This window comes from Allobosea sp. 2RAB26 (assembly GCF_052115465.1).
Lineage (GTDB): Bacteria > Pseudomonadota > Alphaproteobacteria > Rhizobiales > Beijerinckiaceae > Allobosea.
The window spans coordinates 450,626-468,117 of record NZ_JBFRGS010000001.1 but is presented as its reverse complement, the minus strand read 5'-3'; the positions used below and the strand labels follow the sequence as shown (position 1 = coordinate 468,117).

The following is a 17,492-nucleotide window of genomic DNA, read 5'->3' as shown; positions in this document are numbered from 1 at the left end:
GACTTTGCCCTTCGGATCCGGCGCTGACGCTAATCGCGTTCGAGGTCGGTTGCAAGCTGACATGTTGGCGTGCACATAGTCACTGCAGCACATTCCTGGACCCGCATCCATGCCCGCAATTGCGCCGCCCCTCCCCTCGCGAAACCTTGGCCGCACCGGACTGAAGGTCTCGATACTCGGCTTCGGCGGGGCGCCCCTCGGCGATCTCTATGCACGGCTCGACGAGGCTCAGGCCGTCGCAACGGTAGAGGGTGCCGTCGCCAGTGGTGTCACCCTGATCGATACCTCGCCACTCTATGGTCACGGATTGTCCGAGCATCGCATCGGTGCGGCATTGCGCCGGGTCGACCGCGAGAATGTGCTGCTTTCCAGCAAGGTTGGCCGCGTCGCACAGCCCTTCATGGGGCGCGGCAACGGCTCGGGCTATCTGGGCGGCCTGCCGCATGGCATGCGTTTCGACTATTCCTATGACGGGACCATGCGCTCGCTCGAACAATCCGCCCTCCGGCTGGGCACGGACCATATCGATATCGTCCTGATCCATGACGTCGACATCTGGACCCATGGCGCGGACGCCATCGAGAACCGGTTCTTCGAGGCAATGGCCGGCGCCTACCGCGCGCTCGACAAATTGCGGGCGGCCGGTACGGTCAAGGCGATCGGAGTCGGGGTCAATGAAGCGGAGATGTGCGAGCGCTTTGCCCATGCCGGCGACTTCGACACGATGCTGCTGGCCGGCCGCTATTCGCTGCTGGAACAGCCGGCGCTCGTATCCTTCATGTCGATCGCGCAGAAGAAGGGCATTGGCCTGATGCTCGGCGGCGTCTTCAATTCCGGCATTCTGGCCACCGGCCCCGTCGCTGGCGCCAAGTACAATTACAAGCCGGCTCCACCCGAGATCCTCGCGCGGGTTGCCGCCATCGAGACGATCTGCCGGCGCCATGAGGTGCCGCTGCGCCGTGCGGCGCTGCAGTTCCCGCTGGGCCACCCCGCCGTTTCCAGCGTCGTCATGGGAGCGGTCTCACCCGCGGAGGTCGCCGACCAGCTTGCCGAAATCGCCGCGCCGGTTCCGTCCGAGCTCTGGAGCGCGCTCAAGGCCGAAGGCCTGCTCGGCGCTGACGTTCCTGTACCGGAATAGCCCGATGCGGATCGACGCCCATCAGCATTACTGGCGGCTCTCACGCGGCGACTATGGCTGGCTGACCCCGGCACTGGGCCCGATTCATCGCGACTTCGGTCCACCGGACCTGGCGCCGCTGCTGGCACGGCACGGCATCGCGCGCACCATCCTGGTCCAGGCCGCGCCGACCGAGGCAGAGACGGCATTCCTGCTCGGCATCGCAGAGCACGACCAAAGCGTCTCCGGCGTCGTCGGCTGGTGTGATTTCGATGCGCTCGATGCGTCCGAGCGGATTGCCCGCCTGAGCGGCAATCCGCTGCTGGTCGGGCTCAGGCCCATGGTCCACGACATTCCCGACGAGAACTGGCTAGCCCGCCCTTCCCTTGCGCCCGCCTTCGCAGCGGTGGCAGCCCATGACCTCGTCTTCGACGCGCTGCTGCGACCGCAGCACATTGCGCCACTATTGGCCGTTCTCGATCGACATCCGACGCTCGCCGTCGTTGTCGACCATGCCGCCAAGCCGGATCTCGTCAGTGGGGAGATCGCGAATTGGCGCGAGGATATCGCCGCAGTCGCCGCGCGGCCCCAGACCTTTTGCAAGATCTCCGGCCTCGTCACCGAAGCCTCGGCCGGCTGGACGATCGAGACCCTGCGCCCGGTCGTTTCGCATCTGCTCGCCGTCTTCGGTCCCGATCGCCTGATCTGGGGCAGCGACTGGCCCGTCGTCACCTTGCGGGCCCACTATTCCCGCTGGTTCGAAACCGTCGCGGAATTGCTGGCGCCCCTGCCCGAAGCCGATCGCGCTGCGATCATGGGCGGCAATGCCCAGAGACTCTATCTCTCCCACCGAGGACGCAACTGATATGCTGAAGGGCATCGACCCTGTCTTGAGCGCCGATCTGCTCTGGGTTCTCGCAGCGATGGGCCATGGCGACGATCTGGCCATTGTCGATGCCAATCATCCGGCCGATACCATTGCCAGCGCGACCGCCAGCGGAAGGCTGATCCGACTGCCGGGCCTTTCGATGGCCCGCGCGACCCGCGCCATCCTCTCCGTCCTGCCAATCGACGATTTCGAGCCCGGCGCGCTGCGTCGCATGGAGGTTGTCGGCAAGCCTGACGAGATCCCGCCGGTCCAGGCCGAGGTTCAGGCCGAAATCGACCGCGCCATGGGAGAGCCCGTGCCATGCCTCGGCATCGAGCGTTTCGCCTTCTATGCCGCGGCGAAGGCGAGCTTCGCTGTCGTCCAGGTCGGCGACCCCCGGCCCTATGGCTGCTTCCTGCTGCGCAAGGGCGTCATCGCGGGGCTTCCAGGCTGAGCCCGCACGAGGGTTGGCAAGCGCGCCTGCACCGCTCAGGATCGTGACGCCGTCGGCGCAGCTTCGACAGACTGCGCTGACGTGCCTGGAGGATGGCTTCATGGCCCGCGCGAACGCCCATATCGGCACGACGAATTTTGCGACGACGATCAGAATGGGCGGCCGGACGCTGGTTGCCGACGAACCGGCTGCCTTGGGCGGAGCCGATGCCGGGCCAGCGCCCTATGACCTGCTGCTCGCCAGCCTCGGCGCCTGCACGGCCATCACCTTGCGGATGTATGCCGAGCGCAAGCAGTGGAGCCTTCAGGCTGTCGATATCGATCTGCACCACGTCAAGGTCGAGAACCGTTCAAAGATCGAACGTGTCATCACGCTGACGGGCGATCTGTCTGAGGATCAGCGGATGCGCCTCGCCGATGTCGCCGAGCGTACACCCGTGACCCTGACGCTGAAGGCCGGCGCCGATATTGCGACAAGACTGTCGGACGGTTGACACCCTCGTGAGTCCGTTTCCGTTCCGGCACCCACGCCGCTAGAAGAACCACGCTGAGCGATCGGTCACGCCCGTGCGCCCTTGGCACGATCCAGTTCAACCGAGCCCCCCCTGCTGCGAGCCTGCCCATGCCTGACACTCTCCTCTATCTCGCCGAAGCCGACATCGCCGGGCTCGAACTCGATCCGGCGCTCGCCCGCGCGGCGGTGAGGACGATCTTCAAGGCTCATCACGACGGCCAGACGCTGAGCAAGCCCAAGCTTGCGCTCGAGATCGGCCCCGGCCACGCCTTCCAGTCGCTTTGCGCGGCCTCGCCCGAGATCGGCATGGCAGCGACGAAATGGCTCGGCATGGCGCCCGCCGCGAATGGAGCGGGCACGCCCGGCATCCACGCCATGATTGCACTCAACGACTATGCATCCGGCACGTTGTTGGCCATCCTCGATGGCAACCTCGTCACGGCGATCCGCACGGCGGCCATGTCCGCGGCAGCGGGCGCGTTCCTGGCACGGCCGGAAAGCCGCACCATCGGCTTCATCGGCTGCGGCCTGCAGGCTCGCTCGCATCTTGCCGCGTTCAAGTCCCTGCTGCCCGGCCTGACCGAGCTTCGCGCTTTCGGCCGAAGCCGTCGGACCACCGACGTCTTCATAGAGCACGCCCGCGAGCAGGGCCTTGCGGCGAAGGCCCATGATGACGCCGGCGACGTCGTTCACAGCAGCGACGTGATCATCACCTCCGTGCCCATGCAGCCCGGTTTCGCGCCCTTCCTCGATCCTGCCTGGTTGAAGCCGGGCGCCTTCGTTGCTGCCGTCGACGTCGCCCGCAGCTGGCTGCCGGATGGCTTGCGCAAGCTCGACCTCTTGGCCACCGACGATCACCAGCAACAGGCGGAGAGCCCACCGATCGCTCGGGATGTCGGCCCGCTCGGCAGCTTCGATGCCGACCTGACGGAACTTGCCGGCGGGGTCCGGCCCGGACGCCTCGACGCGGAGCAGCGCGCCATGTTCATTTTCCGCGGCTTCGCGCTCGCCGATCTCGCCGTGGCGGCTACCGTCTATCGCGCGGCCCTGGCCAGGGGAGCCGGCCTGCGCCTCCCGCGCTGAGACTGCGTCTGCAAACAGGAAGACAAGGCAACGGAGCTCTGCTAGCGTCACATATTCATCCATAGGAATATGTGAGATCTTCAATGCTTGACCGGCGCGCCTTTACTCTCGGAGCCAGTCTGACGGCGGCGGCCTCGTTCTGCGGCGGTGCGGCACGAGCCCAGGTCGTGGCGCGGGCCGGACTCGGCAAGGCCGAGATCCTGGTGCTGAGCGATGGGGGCTTCCAGCTGCCGCTCTCGATGATCGCGCGCGATACGCCGCTGCCCCAGCTCGAGGCGATGACCGGCAGCAAGGGGCCAGCCGAGACCGTGCTGAACGTCACCTGCCTGAAGCGCGGCAGCGAGACGATCCTGTTCGATTGCGGCGCCGGCGCGCACTTTCTCGCCGGCAGCGGCAAGCTCGCGGCAAGCCTGGAGGCCGCCGGTATCGCGCCCGACAGTGTGAGCCATGTCGTCTTCACCCATTTGCACCCGGACCATCTCTGGGGGGCGCTCGACGAGTTCGACAGCCCGGCATTCCCGAGTGCGACCTGGCTGGCGGCCCGCGACGAGGTGGCGTTCTGGACTGATGCCAAGGTCTATGAGCGTCTCTCCGAAGACCGGCACGCCTTTGCAGCCGGCGCACAGCGCGTACTTAAGGGTCTCCAGGACGGGCTGAAGACCTTCGCCGCAGGCGAGGAAGTGCTGCCGGGAATCGCGGCTGTCGCGACGCCCGGCCATACGCCGGGACATGTCTCCTTCGAGATCAAGGACGGCAGCGACAGGCTGCTCGTGCTGGGCGACGCGGCGACGCATCCGGTCGCATCCTTCGCACATCCGGAATGGCGCCCAGCGTCCGATCATGACCCGGATCAGGCGGTCCAGACCCGCAAGACCGTGCTTGGCCGGGCCGCCGACGAGAAGCTGCGGGTGATTGGCTATCATCTGCCAAAGGGCGGGATCGGTACGGTCGAGCGCACCGGGCAGGCCTTCCGCTTCATCCCGTCCGCGGCCTGATCGGCGGAAGAACGCTCAATCGCAGCGACGGCGGCGCCCGAAGCGTTCGGCCAGCATCTCGCTCACCGAGCCCTCGACGAGAATTGCGATACCGATGCGGGCGCCGAGCATCATGCCGGCGACCGCCAGCGGCCAGGACAGCGCCATCAGCGAGCCAGCCGTGACGCCCTGCCCGATGGTGCAGCCGCCGGCGAGAATGCCGCCGAATCCCATCAGCGCACCGCCCGCCAGATGGCGGCGCATCTCGTGGTGATCGTCGAAGGCCTCCCAGCGGAACTCGCGATCGTAGAGCGCCGAGGCAAAGGCTCCGAGCATCACCCCCAGAATGGTGCCGACCCCGAAATCGAGGAACCCGATGGGGTGGGTCAGGACCGCGTAGAGCGCCCGGCCGATTGGCGAGACGAAGGTCAGGCTCTGCGGGCGCGGAAACGCGGCGAATTCGTCGATCGCCACACCTGTCGCCCACCAGCCTGCAACGACGCCGAACCCCAGCGTCAGCCCGGCCAGCAGCAGCCGCGGCGAACGCCGCAACCGAGGGTCAGTGAGCACAGCCAGTATCAGCACCAGGGCGGCGACGAGAACGATGGCAAGCCGCCAGTCGCCGAGACCGAACCAGGCGAGCAGCGAAGGCAGATCACCCTGCACTCCACCAGGTATCGGCAGGGCGACCGTCTCGAGCACATCGATTCGAAAGGAAGCCAGCATGCCGCGGAGCGTGGCATAGGCGACGGCACCGAAGACCATCATCACGATCAGGCTGCGCAGGTCGCCGCTGCCGAGACGAACGAGAGAGCCAAAGCCGCAGGTGCCGACCAGCGCCATGCCGATCCCGAAGACCGTGCTGCCGAGCAGGATCGAGAGCCAGGGCAGGGCCGAAGGCACATAGGTCGAGAGCCGGGGCGAAAGCCAGCCGAAGCCGACCAGAAGCTGCGTGCCCACGAGCGCAACGGCGAGCGCAAGCCCGAAGATGCGCAGGCGGCGCGTATCGCCACCCATCCAGGCGTCCTCGATCGCCCCGAAGGAGCAGAGCCGGGCACGCCGGGCAGTGAAGCCGCAGGCCGCGCCGATGACGACGCCGATCAGCGTCACGGCCCAGGTCGGCAGAGGTTCCATGATCGTCAGACGCCCCTGCCGGCCCGCATTTCAATCACGCAAGCGGTCCGTGCTCTCGGGACGGTTGCAGAAGATGTCGTAGATCACCGAGATGACCTGACGCACATCGTCATTGGCGAGGCTGTAATAGATCGCCTTGCCGTCGCGGCGGGTGGTGACCAACTGGTCGAGCCGCAGCCGCGCCAACTGCTGCGAAACCATCGGCTGGCGCAGCGAGAGGATGTTCTCAAGTTCCGTTACGGTGCGCTCGCGCTCGGCCAGCAGGCAGAGCAGCAGGAGCCGGTTTTCGTGGGACAGGGCCTTCAGGAAATCGCTGGCCTTGCGGGCCTTGCGCATCAATTGATCGAGCTCGGCCGAGAATTCGGCACCGTCGCGCAGCTCGGCTTCAAGGGCCTTGGAGACAATCGCGCTCATTTTCGTTCCATTGTCGCGGACTGGCCGCGGGTTCGATGGCTGGGACTGTCCATGCCAGCAAGCATCTTGCCAAGCAAACCCCAGAATGCGTCGTCGCCGATATAGCCGGTGATCCGGCCGACCTCGCGCCCTTCATCCATCAGGACGAAGGTCGGCGTGAAGCGGACCGGTGCAGCAAGTCCAGGCTCATCAGCGCGGGTGGAACCGAGATCGACCCGCCTCAGCGGTGCTGCCTTGCCCTCCGGCGTGTTGGCATAGACACGTGCGACCTCCCGGTCCCAGCGGGCGCACCAGATGCAGCCGTCGCGTTCAAACATCACCAGCTCTGCCGCCCGCAACGGCAGGCTGACAAGCGCCATCCCCACCAGTGCTGCGAGGCCGGCATGCCAGCTCAGCCATTTCGCGATTGCTTTCATCAGACAAACATAGTCGTATTCATATGTTTAAACAATTGGCGGGTTGAACCTTGTTCGACATCTCGATCGCAGGGGCTTTCGCAGCAGGTCTGCTCTCCTTCCTGAGCCCCTGCGTGCTGCCCCTGGTGCCGCCGTATCTCTGCTTCCTCGCGGGTGTCGGCATCGGCGAATTGTCCGGCTCGGACGGCGCGCTGACGGCCGCGCAGCGTCGCCGCATCATCGCCATGGCCGCCGTTTTCGTGCTCGGTTTCGCCACCGTCTTCGTCGCACTCGGCGCCACCGCCTCGACCATCGGGACCTGGATCACCGCCCATTTCGACACGCTGTCCATCGCCGCCGGTGCAATCATCCTGGTCATGGGCCTGCATTTTCTCGGCTGGCTGCGGATTCCCCTGCTCTACCGGGAGGCCCGTTTCCAGACATCCGCACGTCCCGCCGGCCTGCTCGGCGCCTATCTCGTCGGGCTTGCCTTCGCGTTCGGCTGGACGCCCTGCGTCGGGCCTGTGCTGGCGACGGTGCTGATGGTCGCGGGCGCCGAGGGCAGCGCCTCGCGCGGCGCGCTTCTGCTCGCATCCTATGCGCTCGGCATCGGCCTGCCCTTTCTGCTGGCGGCGGTCTTTGCCGGTCCCTTCCTGACCTGGCTCTCCCGCTTCCGCCGGCACATGGCCGTCATCGAGAAGACGATGGGCGCCGCACTCGTCGTGACAGGCTTGCTGTTCATCACCGGAATGATGCCGGCGCTCGCCGGCTGGCTGCTACAGACCATCCCGATCCTCGGCACGATCGGCTGAAGGGAGAGTTTCCATGCTGACCCGACGCAGGCTTCTCGGCTCTGCCCTCGCCGTCTCCTTCGCGCCTCAGACCCTCGCCGCCGCCAGACTCGGCGAGGACGGGCTCTACCAGCAGGACTGGTATCTCGAGAGCTTCCTCGACCTTTCCGAAGACATCGAGACCGCGACCCGCAACGGCAAGCGCCTCGCGATCATGTGGGGTCTCAAGGGCTGCCCGGCCTGCCGGCGAATGCATGAGGTACATCTCGCCGATCCCAAGATCGAAGGTTACATCAAGGCCAATTTCGAGGTGCTGCACCTCAACCATATCGGCGCCCGCGAGGTCACCGATTTCGACGGACGCAAACTGGGCGAGAAGGCGCTGGGCGAGGCCTATGGCGTGCGCTTCACTCCGACGATCCAGTTCATGCCCGAGAGCGCGGAAGGACTTGGCCAACGCAAGCCGCAAGCCCGCGAGGTCGCCCGCATGCCGGGACTGCTCGAACCACGCGATTTCCTCGCCATGTTCCGCTTTGTGCGGGAGAAGGGCTATGAGACAGCGCCCTTCCCGGAGTGGCTGAAGCGGCAAGGCGCGTGACGTTGGTCACCTCCAAACGCAATCATCCCGGCCACGGAAGAACCGAGGCCGGGATGACGTTTACTGCCGCTGGGCCTTGCCGCTACTTGTTCACCGGCGATTCCGGGTCGAACAGATAGGCCATCACGTCCTTGATCTGCTGTTCGCTCAGCACCTTGTTGGTGCCGAAGCGGGGCATGTTCGAACAGGGCACCACGGCCTGTGAATTATAGATCTTCGTGTAGGCGTCCTTGATCGCCTCGGCGTCGTATTTCCGGTCCTTGCCATAGGCGGCGAGGCTCGGGCCGAGCGTGCCGTAGCTCAGCTCCTTGGGATCGAGCTGGTGGCAGGCGAAGCAGTTGCCGCCGGCAATAGTGTCCGGTGGATCGGAGAACTGACCGCCGCGGCCGTTATTGGCGACCTTGTAGCCTTCCTTCCAGTTGCCGAGGAATTTGCCGTCGGCGGGATAGCTGACCCTGGCGAGTTCGCGCTTGGTGATGGCCTCCGCATCCGCGGACGAAACCTGATTGCGATGGACGTTGCACGCCGCCAGCGATTCATCGGGCGTGATGCGCGCCTGCCATTCCGCCGGCGCCTTGCCGAAAGTGGACTTCACATAGGCCTCGATCGTCGCCTGGCTGGGCTTGGCCGGCTTGTCCTGCGCAAGGGCTGGCCCACAGAGCACGAAGCTGCCCAGGGCGAGGGAGGCGAAAGCTGATCTGATCATCGGTTCAGTCCCCTCAGCGCTTGATCGAAGGCACATTGAGTTCACCGCCGGCCGCCTGCTTGTTCAGAAAGACGGTGAGCGCGGTCAGGCTGTCCGAGCCAAAATCCGGCACCGGCCAGCGCTGCTGCCGATAACAGTCCCAAAGGCGGTGCTGCATCGTGCGAAGCGCGCTCTGGGAGACCCGATAGGTCGGCCAGGTCGCCATCGTCGCCTGGGCAGCGGCCCCCGGCACGGACAGGTTGGGCAGGCCCTGAAGGCGGATGCGCTTGCCTTCCTCGGCGTGGCAGGTGGCGCAGGAGAAGTCCATCACGCCGCCACGGCGATAGAACAGCTCCTCGCCGACAGCCGCCATTTCAAGTTCCTTGGCGTGCTTGAGCTGCGGCTCGAGCTTCATGCCGTTCGACTTGTTGGCGATGAAAGCCGTCAGGTCCTCGAGATCGGATCCCTTTCCGGGAGAGGAGAAGCGTCGCGACAGCACGTCCTTGGTGTCGAGCCCCTGGACCTTGTCCATGCACCAGAGCAGGCGCTGCTCCAGATCCATGACCTTGTCGGCATCCGCGAAATGGCGCGGCAGCCGCGCATAGGCGCCCTCCAGCTTGCCGGCGCCCTCGCCGAGATCACAACCTTCCAGCGAGACATTCTTGGTGCCGCGCTTCGTCGTCCAGATCTCTTCGCCGCGATCGACTGCGAGATAACCCGGGTTGGAGAATGGGTCCGAGAGCATCTGGCGATAGCGCTCGATCTCCTTCTCGCTGTCGTCCTGCGGCGGCGATTGTGCGGTCAGATGCCCGGCCGCGAGCGTCATGGCCGCGGCAAGAACTGCCGCGCCGATCACAGTGAGCTTCATGCCCTGCCCTTTCGTTTCCCCAGCCGGCCGCTTCATGCGACCTTCATTCCCGGCTTTCTTGATTTGAAAGCCTTTACATTCACAAAAAACAATATCACGATATGTCGAAATGATGTGCGACGGACGGTCGCGTCGTCAAGAGCTAACCAGAATAATTCCAGGGAGGATGTCCGAATGGATTTTCAGCAAGCGGGGCTGTCGCGCCGTCACGCTCTCAAGGCGGGTGCCTTCGCCGCCGTGGCCAGCCTTCTCGGCGCCAAGCTCGCCTTCGCGGATGAAAAGACGGTCGCGGACGAACTGAAGAAGCTCTATGACGACAAGCCCTTCGCCACGGGCAAAATCAAGCTCGATGTTCCCGAAATCGCCGAGAACGGCCTGGTCGTCCCGATCAATATCGAGATCGAAAGCCCGATGACGGACGCCGACTACGTCAAGGCCGTGCATGTCTATGCCGACGGCAACCCGCTTCCCGGCATCGTCAGCTACAGCTTCACGCCAGCCTGCGGCAAGGCCTCGGCCGCGACCCGCATGCGCCTCGCCCAGACCCAGAACATCGTCTGCGTCGCCGAGATGTCGAACGGCGCGCTGCATATGGCCAAGGCCAATGTGAAGGTCACGATCGGCGGTTGCGGCGGCTGAGACCTGCGCGTTCCAGCCCCGACAACGACAAGATCACGGTGAGGATACCCCATGAGCACCAAGCCCACCCCGCGGGTCCGCGTTCCCGCCAAGGCCGCCGCAGGCGAGATGATCGAGATCAAGACGCTGATCTCGCACGAGATGGAATCCGGCCAGCGCAAGGACGCCAAGGGCGAGACGATTCCGCGTAAGATCATCAACAAGTTCAGCGCGAGCTTCAACGGCAAGCCGGTTTTCTCCGCCGATTGGCATCCCGCGATTTCGGCCAACCCGTACCAGTCCTTCTTCTTCAAGGCGACGGAATCGGGTGAATTCACCTTCACCTGGAAGGATGATGACGGTTCCGAATACACCGCCAAGAACAAGCTGACGGTCGGCTGATGTCTCGCCGGCCGCGACCCGGCCGGTTGCTCGCATCGAACGGACAAGCGGGGCGAAACGTCCCCGCATGAGGGCGGCTGCGCGCCGCCCAAGGGTGGATCATGATCTCACGGCGCGATTTTCTTCAGGCAACATCGGCTGCTGCGGCCATCACGCTAGCTTCCGGATTGGGCCCGCTCGGCCGCGCAGCCGCGCAGCAGCGCCTGTCCCAGGCCGACATCCTGCGCTTCGACCCGCTCGGCACCGTGACGCTTCTCTACGTCACCGATATCCACGCCCAGCTCGTGCCGCTGCATTTCCGCGAACCCTCGATCAATCTCGGCGTCGGCGAGGCCAAGGGTCAGCCGCCGCACCTGACCGACGCGGAGTTCCGGGAGCATTTCAAGATCGCCACGGGCTCGGCCGACGCCTTTGCCCTGACCTCCGACGACTTCACCTCGCTTGCCCGTCAGTACGGCCGGATGGGCGGGCTCGACCGCATCGCGACGCTGGTCAAGGCGATCCGCGCCGAACGCGGAGACGATAAGGTTCTGCTGCTCGATGGCGGCGACACCTGGCAGGGCAGCTGGAGTTCGCTCCAGACCAGGGGCCAGGACATGGTCGACGTCATGTCGGCCCTGAAGACCGATGCCATGGTCGGCCATTGGGAGTTCACGCTCGGCGCCGAGCGCGTCAAGGAGATCGCGGAGAGCGCATCCTTTGCATTCCTCGCCCAGAACATTCGCGACAAGGAGTGGAACGAACCCGTCTTCAAGCCGCGCAAGGTCTTCGAAAAGGGCGGCGTCAAGGTTGCGGTGATTGGCCAGGCGCTGCCGCGTACCGCCATCGCCAATCCGCGCTGGATGTTCCCTGACTGGGAGTTCGGCATCCGCGAGGAGGAGATCCAGAAACAGGTCGAGGAGGCCCGTGCCGAGGGCGCAGCCATCGTCGTGCTGCTCTCGCATGACGGTTTCGACGTCGATAGGAAACTGGCCGCGCGGGTCAAGGGCCTCGACATCATCCTGACCGCCCACACCCATGACGCGATGCCCGGTGTGGTGCGCGTCGGCAATACCGCCCTCGTCGCCAGCGGCTCGCATGGCAAGTTCCTGTCGCGGCTCGACATCGCGGTGAAGGACGGCAAGGTCGCCGATATCCGCTTCAAGCTGATGCCGGTCTTCTCCGAAGCGATCACCCCCGATACCGAAATGGCGGCGCTGGTCAGGAAGCTGCGCGAGCCCTTCGCCGCCGACCTCGCCCGCGAGATCGGACGGACCGAGTCGCTGCTCTACCGGCGCGGCAACTTCAACGGCACCTTCGACGACCTGATCTGCGACGCCATGATGAGCCAGCGCGACGCCGAGATCGCACTCTCCCCCGGCTTCCGCTGGGGCGGGACGCTGCTTCCCGGCGAGCCGATCACCTGGGAGGCGATCACCAACGCGACCGCGATCACCTATCCCAACTGCTACCGCATGGAGATGACCGGCGCCCAGCTCAAGGAGATCCTCGAGGACGTCGCCGACAATATCTTCCACCCCGATCCCTATTTCCAGGGCGGCGGCGACATGGTCCGCATCGGCGGCATGGGCTACGCCATCGATATCGGCAAGCCGATGGGCAGCCGCATCTCCGGGCTGACGCATCTGAAATCCGGCAAGCCGATCGATGCGTCCCGGAAATACGTCGTCGCCGGCTGGGCAAGCGTCAACGAGGGCACGCAAGGGCCGCCGATCTGGGACGTGGTCCGCGACCATGTCGCCCGCACCAAGACCGTTTCGATCACGCCAAACGACGCCGTCAAGGTGACCGGCGCCTGACCCGCGCCATCCTCCCTGAACCCTCCCAATCCAGAGGAATCTGCCGCCATGACCTCCCCCCGCAACCGCGAAAGCCTGAGCAGGCGCCGCTTCCTCGGCGCGGCCGGAATGGCTGGCGCGGGGCTGGCCGCCTCGGCTACCGGTGCCCGCGCCGGGGCTCCCGACCCGCTGATCACCGACGTCCAGGACTGGAACCGCTATCTCGGCGAAGGCGTCGACAAGCGGCCCTACGGAATGCCCTCGCGCCATGAGAAACATGTCATGCGCCGGGACGTCTCCTGGTTGACGGCATCCCCGGAATCCTCGGTCAACTTCACGCCACTCCATGAACTCGACGGCATCATCACGCCGTCCGGCCTGTGCTTCGAGCGCCATCACGGCGGCATCGCCGATATCGAGCCGGCCAATCACCGCCTGATGATCCACGGCCTGGTCGAAAAGCCGCTGGTCTTCACCATGGAGGACATCCGGCGCATGCCGCGGCAGAACCGCGTTTACTTCCTCGAATGCGCCGCCAATTCCGGCATGGAATGGCGCGGCGCGCAGCTCAATGGCTGCCAGTTCACCCACGGCATGGTCCATAACGTCATGTATACGGGCGTGCCGCTGAAGGCCCTGCTCGAAGAAGCGGGTGTGAAGCCGACCGCCAAATGGCTGATGCTGGAAGGTGCGGATTCCTCCGGCATGAACCGTTCGCTCCCGCTCGAGAAGGCGCTGGGTGACGTGCTCATCGCCTTCGCCATGAACGGCGAGGCGCTGCGGCCCGAGCAGGGCTATCCGCTGCGCGCCGTCATCCCCGGCTGGGAAGGCAATCTCTGGGTCAAGTGGCTGCGCCGCATCGAAGTCGGCGACAAACCCTGGATGGCGCGCGAGGAAACCTCGAAATATACCGACCTTCTTGCGGATGGCCGCTCGCGCCGCTTCACCTTCATCATGGACGCCAAATCCGTGGTGACCAATCCCTCGCCGCAGGCGCCGCTGAAGCACAAGGGGCGCAATGTGCTGTCCGGGCTGGCCTGGTCGGGACGCGGCACGATCAAGCGTGTCGACGTCACGCTCGACGGCGGCAAGAACTGGCAGAGTGCCCGCATCGACGGCCCCGTTCTCGATAAGTCGCTGACCCGCTTCTATGTCGATTTCGACTGGGCCGGCCAGGAACTGCTGATCCAGTCCCGCGCCATGGATTCCACCGGCTATGTCCAGCCGACCAAGGACGAGCTGCGCAAGGTGCGCGGCGTCAATTCCATCTACCACAATAACGGCATTCAGACCTGGCTCGTCCGGGCGAATGGGGAGACCGAGAATGTCGAGATCGCCTAAGCTCGCCCTGCTTGCGGGTTTCGCGGCGCTCGCCGTCGTCGCAGCCGGCCCGTTGATCGCGCAACCTCAGAAGCAGGCCCAGCCCAAGCCGGTGCCGCATGCCGCCGGCCAGCCCGCGCACGCGAAACTCAATCTCGGCCGCCTGGCGCTGCCGGAAGAGATCAAGGCCTGGGACATCGACGTGCGGCCCGACGGCATGGGCCTGCCGCCCGGCAAGGGCACGGTGAAGCAGGGCGACGAGATCTTCCAGACGCAATGCGCGAGCTGCCATGGCGAGTTCGGGCAGGGCAATGGCCGCTGGCCCGTGCTGGCAGGCGGCCAGGGCAGCCTGACCTCGGACCGTCCGGAGAAGACGATCGGCTCGTTCTGGCCCGATCTCTCCACCGTCTACGACTACATCCGCCGCGCCATGCCCTATGGCAATACGCAGTCGCTCTCACCGGACGAGATCTACGCCCTGACAGCCTATCTGCTCTACCTCAACGACATCGTGAAGGACGAGGAGTTCGAGCTGTCCGATAAGAATTTCACCAGCGTCAAACTTCCGAACGCGTCGACCTTCTATGACGATGACCGCGAAACCACCGAGAAGGCGTTCTGGGGCAAGGAGCCTTGCATGAAGGACTGCAAGGCCGAGGTAAAGATCACCGGGCGGGCCGCCGTGCTGGATGTGACGCCCGATTCCAAGACCGCCCCCAAGGTGGATTGATGGGGACAGGCTGCGCCACCGCAAAGTGCGCATCCCGGGTGGCCCTGGCCGCCCTGGTCGGTTTTGCGGCGCTGATCCCCGTGATGTCCTGCGCACAGGCGGCCGGCGATCGCGCGCTCGGCGAGTATCTTTCGTCGGAATGCACCGCCTGCCACCAGACCAGCGGGCGCCATGATGGAGGAATTCCTGCCATCGTCGGCGTCCCCGTCGACCAGTTCATCGCACTGATGAACAGCTACAGGGACCGGCAGCGAGAGAACCAGGTGATGCGCACCATCGCCGGGCGCCTGAGCCAGGAAGAGGTCGAGGCGCTGGCAAGCTATTACGGCAGCCTCAAACCAGCTCCATAGACCGGAAGCCGGCGAAACCCGAGGGAGGGCCAAATGTCACATTCATTAGCGGACGCCACTCGTCGCAGCATGCTTCTCGCAGCGGCCTCCGGCCTTGCCGCAGCAGCAACACCAGCAGGGGCAGCGCCGCGTGACCTCAAGCTGACCGACCTTCAGAAGGAAGCCGATGTCGCCTGTGTCTATCATTGTGATTTCGGCGATCCGCAGCGCTTCGTTCAGATGCTGACCAACATCGCAAACCATTACTCTGCCTATGGTGCCGATCCGTTCGCCCTGCAGTTGGTCGTCGTCGCGCATGGACAGGGCGTGAAGTTCTTCCTGAACGACCTTACCGATACCAGCTGGCGCGACGAGGCCATGGTGCCCAAGATTTTCGAGCGGATCGAGGATGTCGCAAAGAACGGTCTCAAGGTTCATCTCTGCGAGATCACCTTCGATCGGCTGAAGCTCGACAAGGCCAAGGCGCGCAATGCCGCGTTTATCAGCTTCGTGCCGTCGGGCGTGGCAGCCGTGGCTGCCCTGCAGGCTAAAGGCTTTGGCTACATGAAGGTTGGATAGGCCCGCAGAAGGCCTGCCGGGATCAGGGATCACCGGGTTCACTGACGATAATGGGGAGAGAGAGATGCTGATCGATCGCCGTTCACTGGTTCTGTCCGGGCTGGCGCTCTCCGGAGCGACGACCCTTGGCGCCCCCGCAGTGCTTGGCCAGGCGAAGCCGCGCGTCGTCGTGGTCGGTGGCGGCGCGGGCGGTGCGACTGCAGCCCGCTACATCGCCAAGGACAGCAATGGCGCCATTGCGGTGACGCTGGTCGAGGAGAATGAGCGCTACCAGACCTGCTTTCACTCCAACCTCTTTATCGGCGGGTTCAAGAGCTATGACGAGCTCGTCCATGGCTATGACGCGCTGACGAAGAACAACGGCATCACGCTTGCGCGCGCCCGCGCCACCGCGATCGACCGCGACAAGAAAGAGGTCGTGCTCTCCACCGGCGAGCGCCTGCCCTATGATCGGCTCGTGCTCTCCCCTGGCATCGACCTCAAATATGATTCCGTCCCGGGCTGGTCGAAGGAGGCCGAGGAAGCGATGCCGCATGGCTGGAAGCCCGGCCGCCAGACCCGGCTGATCAAGGAGCGGCTCGATGCGGTGCCGGATGGCGGCCTGATCGTGATGATCACCCCGCCCAATCCCTATCGCTGCCCGCCAGGTCCCTATGAGCGTGCCTCGATGTTCGCCCATGTCCTGATGCAGACCGGGCGCAAGCAGGCGAAGATCGTCATCCTCGATCCGAAGGAGAGCTTCTCCAAGCAGGGCGTCTTCCAACCCGACTGGGAGAAACGCTACGGCACGATGATCGAGTGGCTCGGCCCCAAGGTGCATGACGGCATCAAGTCGGTCGATCCCAAGACCAACACCGTGGTGACCGGCTTCGAAACCTACAAGAACTGTGCCTTCGTCAATGTCATCCCGGCCCAGATGGCGGGCGCGATCGCGCGCGAGGCTGGACTTGCGCCCGCCGGCGGCTATTGCGCCATCGATCCCGCGACGATGAAGTCGGCAGCCGATCCCGCCATCTTCGTCCTCGGCGATGCCTGCATCGCTGGCGACATGCCGAAATCCGCCTTCTCGGCCAACAGCCAGGCCAAGGTCGCGGCCATGGTCATCCGCGGCGAATTGTCCGGGTCGCGCACCTTCCCGCCGCGCTACGTCAACACCTGCTGGAGCCTGGTCGACACCGACGACGCCATCAAGGTTGGCGGTCGATATGAGCCGAAAGACGGCAAAATCGCCGCTGTCGAGACCTTTGTCTCGCAGCCCGACGAGAGCGACGAGCTGCGCAAGCAGACCCAGGCCGAGAACATCGGCTGGTATGCCGGCATCACCGCCGACATGTTCACGTGATTGGCCCAGGCGCCGATTAGAAGCATTCTGAATTTCCCGCCGCGCGATTCCGTGCGGCCCGCTGCCGATGAAGGAACCATGATGAAAGCGATTGCCTGCGCCACGATCCTGATCGCTGCCGCGATCTTCGGGAATTCAGCCCAAGCCCAGGACGTCGCCGCCGGCGAGCGCTCCTGGAACAAGTGCCGCGCCTGCCACCAGCTTGGCGAAAGTGCCAAGAATACGGTGGGGCCCATCCTGAACGGTCTCTTCGGTCGGCATTCCGGCTCCGTCGAGGGCTACAGCTACTCCAACGCCAACAAGAACTCCGGCATCACCTGGGACGAGACCGTCTTCGCCGAGTACATCAAGGATCCGCGGGCCAAGATCCCCGGCACCAAGATGGTCTTCGCCGGCATCAAGAACGAACAGGAGATCAAGGATCTCACCGCCTTCCTCAAGCAGTACGACAAGGACGGCAAGAAGATGTGAGCTGAGGCCAGCCTCGATCAGGCCGGCCC

At 65.0% G+C, this 17,492-nt stretch carries 22 protein-coding genes; 17 read left to right on the top strand and 5 right to left on the bottom strand.

Annotated features, from left to right (window positions below):
• Positions 1 to 109 precede the first annotated feature (109 nt).
• The 6 genes from AB4118_RS02105 to AB4118_RS02080 all read left to right on the top strand — a co-directional run bounded on the left by AB4118_RS02105 (position 110) and on the right by AB4118_RS02080 (position 5,030).
• A complete protein-coding gene (locus tag AB4118_RS02105) occupies positions 110 to 1,138 on the top strand; it encodes an aldo/keto reductase (protein WP_441488165.1) in 1,029 nt (342 codons plus the stop codon).
• 4 nt (positions 1,139 to 1,142) lie between these two features.
• Positions 1,143 to 1,982, top strand: a complete 840-nt coding sequence (locus tag AB4118_RS02100) for an amidohydrolase family protein (RefSeq protein ID WP_441488164.1) — start codon at positions 1,143 to 1,145, stop codon at positions 1,980 to 1,982.
• 1 nt (position 1,983) lies between these two features.
• Positions 1,984 to 2,439, top strand: a complete 456-nt coding sequence (locus tag AB4118_RS02095) for an RbsD/FucU family protein (protein ID WP_441488163.1) — start codon at positions 1,984 to 1,986, stop codon at positions 2,437 to 2,439.
• 100 nt (positions 2,440 to 2,539) lie between these two features.
• Entirely contained in the window at positions 2,540 to 2,932 is a 393-nt protein-coding gene (locus tag AB4118_RS02090; protein WP_441488162.1) for an OsmC family protein, read from the top strand.
• Between the two features lie 128 nt (positions 2,933 to 3,060).
• The gene (locus AB4118_RS02085; protein WP_441488161.1) at positions 3,061 to 4,035 is read left to right on the top strand and encodes an ornithine cyclodeaminase family protein; all 975 of its coding nucleotides are present in this window, start codon (positions 3,061 to 3,063) and stop codon (positions 4,033 to 4,035) included.
• 83 nt (positions 4,036 to 4,118) lie between these two features.
• Positions 4,119 to 5,030: an MBL fold metallo-hydrolase gene (locus tag AB4118_RS02080; RefSeq protein WP_441488160.1), complete on the top strand. Its 912-nt coding sequence runs from the start codon at positions 4,119 to 4,121 to the stop codon at positions 5,028 to 5,030.
• A 15-nt stretch (positions 5,031 to 5,045) separates the two neighbouring features.
• Here AB4118_RS02080 and AB4118_RS02075 read toward each other — a convergent pair whose 3' ends face one another.
• From AB4118_RS02075 to AB4118_RS02065, 3 genes are read right to left on the bottom strand one after another with little or no spacing between them, the layout of a single operon-like run.
• Positions 5,046 to 6,143, bottom strand: coding sequence for a YeeE/YedE family protein (locus AB4118_RS02075; protein ID WP_441488159.1), 1,098 nt, complete (start codon positions 6,141 to 6,143; stop codon positions 5,046 to 5,048).
• Positions 6,144 to 6,173: 30 nt separating this feature from the next.
• Complete coding sequence (locus AB4118_RS02070) at positions 6,174 to 6,557, bottom strand: ArsR/SmtB family transcription factor (RefSeq protein WP_043238549.1); 384 nt, start codon at positions 6,555 to 6,557, stop codon at positions 6,174 to 6,176.
• Positions 6,554 to 6,973: a thioredoxin fold domain-containing protein gene (locus AB4118_RS02065; protein ID WP_441488158.1), complete on the bottom strand. Its 420-nt coding sequence runs from the start codon at positions 6,971 to 6,973 to the stop codon at positions 6,554 to 6,556. The genes AB4118_RS02070 and AB4118_RS02065 overlap by 4 nt, the downstream gene beginning before the upstream one ends.
• 50 nt (positions 6,974 to 7,023) lie before the next feature.
• Between AB4118_RS02065 and AB4118_RS02060 the strand changes: the two genes are divergently transcribed.
• The gene (locus AB4118_RS02060) at positions 7,024 to 7,764 is read left to right on the top strand and encodes a cytochrome c biogenesis CcdA family protein (RefSeq protein ID WP_441488157.1); all 741 of its coding nucleotides are present in this window, start codon (positions 7,024 to 7,026) and stop codon (positions 7,762 to 7,764) included.
• Between the two features lie 13 nt (positions 7,765 to 7,777).
• The gene (locus AB4118_RS02055) at positions 7,778 to 8,341 is read left to right on the top strand and encodes a thioredoxin family protein (RefSeq protein ID WP_441488156.1); all 564 of its coding nucleotides are present in this window, start codon (positions 7,778 to 7,780) and stop codon (positions 8,339 to 8,341) included.
• 82 nt (positions 8,342 to 8,423) lie between these two features.
• On the opposite strand, the gene soxX is transcribed toward AB4118_RS02055, so the two are convergent.
• Together soxX and soxA are read right to left on the bottom strand one after the other, a co-directional pair.
• Entirely contained in the window at positions 8,424 to 9,047 is a 624-nt protein-coding gene (gene soxX / locus AB4118_RS02050) for a sulfur oxidation c-type cytochrome SoxX (RefSeq protein WP_441488155.1), read from the bottom strand.
• Positions 9,048 to 9,060: 13 nt separating this feature from the next.
• On the bottom strand, positions 9,061 to 9,852 hold the full coding sequence (gene soxA / locus AB4118_RS02045; protein ID WP_441488346.1) for a sulfur oxidation c-type cytochrome SoxA: 792 nt from the start codon (positions 9,850 to 9,852) through the stop codon (positions 9,061 to 9,063).
• A 216-nt stretch (positions 9,853 to 10,068) separates the two neighbouring features.
• On the opposite strand from soxA, the gene soxY reads away from it, so the two are divergent.
• The 9 genes from soxY (at position 10,069) to AB4118_RS02000 (ending at position 17,463) form a co-directional block, all read left to right on the top strand.
• Complete coding sequence (gene soxY, locus AB4118_RS02040) at positions 10,069 to 10,533, top strand: thiosulfate oxidation carrier protein SoxY (protein ID WP_441488154.1); 465 nt, start codon at positions 10,069 to 10,071, stop codon at positions 10,531 to 10,533.
• Positions 10,534 to 10,584: 51 nt separating this feature from the next.
• The gene (gene soxZ / locus AB4118_RS02035) at positions 10,585 to 10,914 is read left to right on the top strand and encodes a thiosulfate oxidation carrier complex protein SoxZ (protein ID WP_043238560.1); all 330 of its coding nucleotides are present in this window, start codon (positions 10,585 to 10,587) and stop codon (positions 10,912 to 10,914) included.
• Positions 10,915 to 11,015: 101 nt separating this feature from the next.
• The gene (gene soxB, locus AB4118_RS02030; protein ID WP_441488153.1) at positions 11,016 to 12,713 is read left to right on the top strand and encodes a thiosulfohydrolase SoxB; all 1,698 of its coding nucleotides are present in this window, start codon (positions 11,016 to 11,018) and stop codon (positions 12,711 to 12,713) included.
• Positions 12,714 to 12,761: 48 nt separating this feature from the next.
• Positions 12,762 to 14,033 carry a sulfite dehydrogenase gene (soxC, locus tag AB4118_RS02025; protein WP_441488152.1) on the top strand — a complete coding sequence of 424 codons (1,272 nt, stop codon included), beginning with the start codon at positions 12,762 to 12,764 and terminating at the stop codon, positions 14,031 to 14,033.
• On the top strand, positions 14,017 to 14,742 hold the full coding sequence (locus AB4118_RS02020) for a c-type cytochrome (protein WP_441488151.1): 726 nt from the start codon (positions 14,017 to 14,019) through the stop codon (positions 14,740 to 14,742). Before soxC ends, AB4118_RS02020 begins: the two co-directional genes overlap by 17 nt.
• Positions 14,743 to 14,780: 38 nt before the next feature.
• Entirely contained in the window at positions 14,781 to 15,092 is a 312-nt protein-coding gene (locus AB4118_RS02015) for a c-type cytochrome (protein WP_441488150.1), read from the top strand.
• A 33-nt stretch (positions 15,093 to 15,125) separates the two neighbouring features.
• Positions 15,126 to 15,650 carry a DsrE family protein gene (locus AB4118_RS02010; protein WP_441488149.1) on the top strand — a complete coding sequence of 175 codons (525 nt, stop codon included), beginning with the start codon at positions 15,126 to 15,128 and terminating at the stop codon, positions 15,648 to 15,650.
• A 64-nt stretch (positions 15,651 to 15,714) separates the two neighbouring features.
• Positions 15,715 to 16,992, top strand: coding sequence for an FCSD flavin-binding domain-containing protein (locus AB4118_RS02005; RefSeq protein WP_441488148.1), 1,278 nt, complete (start codon positions 15,715 to 15,717; stop codon positions 16,990 to 16,992).
• Positions 16,993 to 17,073: 81 nt separating this feature from the next.
• Positions 17,074 to 17,463: a c-type cytochrome gene (locus AB4118_RS02000; protein ID WP_441488147.1), complete on the top strand. Its 390-nt coding sequence runs from the start codon at positions 17,074 to 17,076 to the stop codon at positions 17,461 to 17,463.
• Positions 17,464 to 17,492: the final 29 nt, after the last annotated feature.

Coding starts and splice junctions, on each gene's coding strand:
- AB4118_RS02105 (WP_441488165.1), top strand. CDS start 110: ATGCCCGCAATTGCGCCGCCCCTCCCCTCGCGAAACCTTGGCCGCACC.
- AB4118_RS02100 (WP_441488164.1), top strand. CDS start 1,143: ATGCGGATCGACGCCCATCAGCATTACTGGCGGCTCTCACGCGGCGAC.
- AB4118_RS02095 (WP_441488163.1), top strand. CDS start 1,984: ATGCTGAAGGGCATCGACCCTGTCTTGAGCGCCGATCTGCTCTGGGTT.
- AB4118_RS02090 (WP_441488162.1), top strand. CDS start 2,540: ATGGCCCGCGCGAACGCCCATATCGGCACGACGAATTTTGCGACGACG.
- AB4118_RS02085 (WP_441488161.1), top strand. CDS start 3,061: ATGCCTGACACTCTCCTCTATCTCGCCGAAGCCGACATCGCCGGGCTC.
- AB4118_RS02080 (WP_441488160.1), top strand. CDS start 4,119: ATGCTTGACCGGCGCGCCTTTACTCTCGGAGCCAGTCTGACGGCGGCG.
- AB4118_RS02075 (WP_441488159.1), bottom strand. CDS start 6,143: ATGGAACCTCTGCCGACCTGGGCCGTGACGCTGATCGGCGTCGTCATC.
- AB4118_RS02070 (WP_043238549.1), bottom strand. CDS start 6,557: ATGAGCGCGATTGTCTCCAAGGCCCTTGAAGCCGAGCTGCGCGACGGT.
- AB4118_RS02065 (WP_441488158.1), bottom strand. CDS start 6,973: ATGAAAGCAATCGCGAAATGGCTGAGCTGGCATGCCGGCCTCGCAGCA.
- AB4118_RS02055 (WP_441488156.1), top strand. CDS start 7,778: ATGCTGACCCGACGCAGGCTTCTCGGCTCTGCCCTCGCCGTCTCCTTC.
- soxX (WP_441488155.1), bottom strand. CDS start 9,047: ATGATCAGATCAGCTTTCGCCTCCCTCGCCCTGGGCAGCTTCGTGCTC.
- soxA (WP_441488346.1), bottom strand. CDS start 9,852: ATGACGCTCGCGGCCGGGCATCTGACCGCACAATCGCCGCCGCAGGAC.
- soxY (WP_441488154.1), top strand. CDS start 10,069: ATGGATTTTCAGCAAGCGGGGCTGTCGCGCCGTCACGCTCTCAAGGCG.
- soxZ (WP_043238560.1), top strand. CDS start 10,585: ATGAGCACCAAGCCCACCCCGCGGGTCCGCGTTCCCGCCAAGGCCGCC.
- soxB (WP_441488153.1), top strand. CDS start 11,016: ATGATCTCACGGCGCGATTTTCTTCAGGCAACATCGGCTGCTGCGGCC.
- soxC (WP_441488152.1), top strand. CDS start 12,762: ATGACCTCCCCCCGCAACCGCGAAAGCCTGAGCAGGCGCCGCTTCCTC.
- AB4118_RS02020 (WP_441488151.1), top strand. CDS start 14,017: ATGTCGAGATCGCCTAAGCTCGCCCTGCTTGCGGGTTTCGCGGCGCTC.
- AB4118_RS02010 (WP_441488149.1), top strand. CDS start 15,126: ATGTCACATTCATTAGCGGACGCCACTCGTCGCAGCATGCTTCTCGCA.
- AB4118_RS02005 (WP_441488148.1), top strand. CDS start 15,715: ATGCTGATCGATCGCCGTTCACTGGTTCTGTCCGGGCTGGCGCTCTCC.
- AB4118_RS02000 (WP_441488147.1), top strand. CDS start 17,074: ATGAAAGCGATTGCCTGCGCCACGATCCTGATCGCTGCCGCGATCTTC.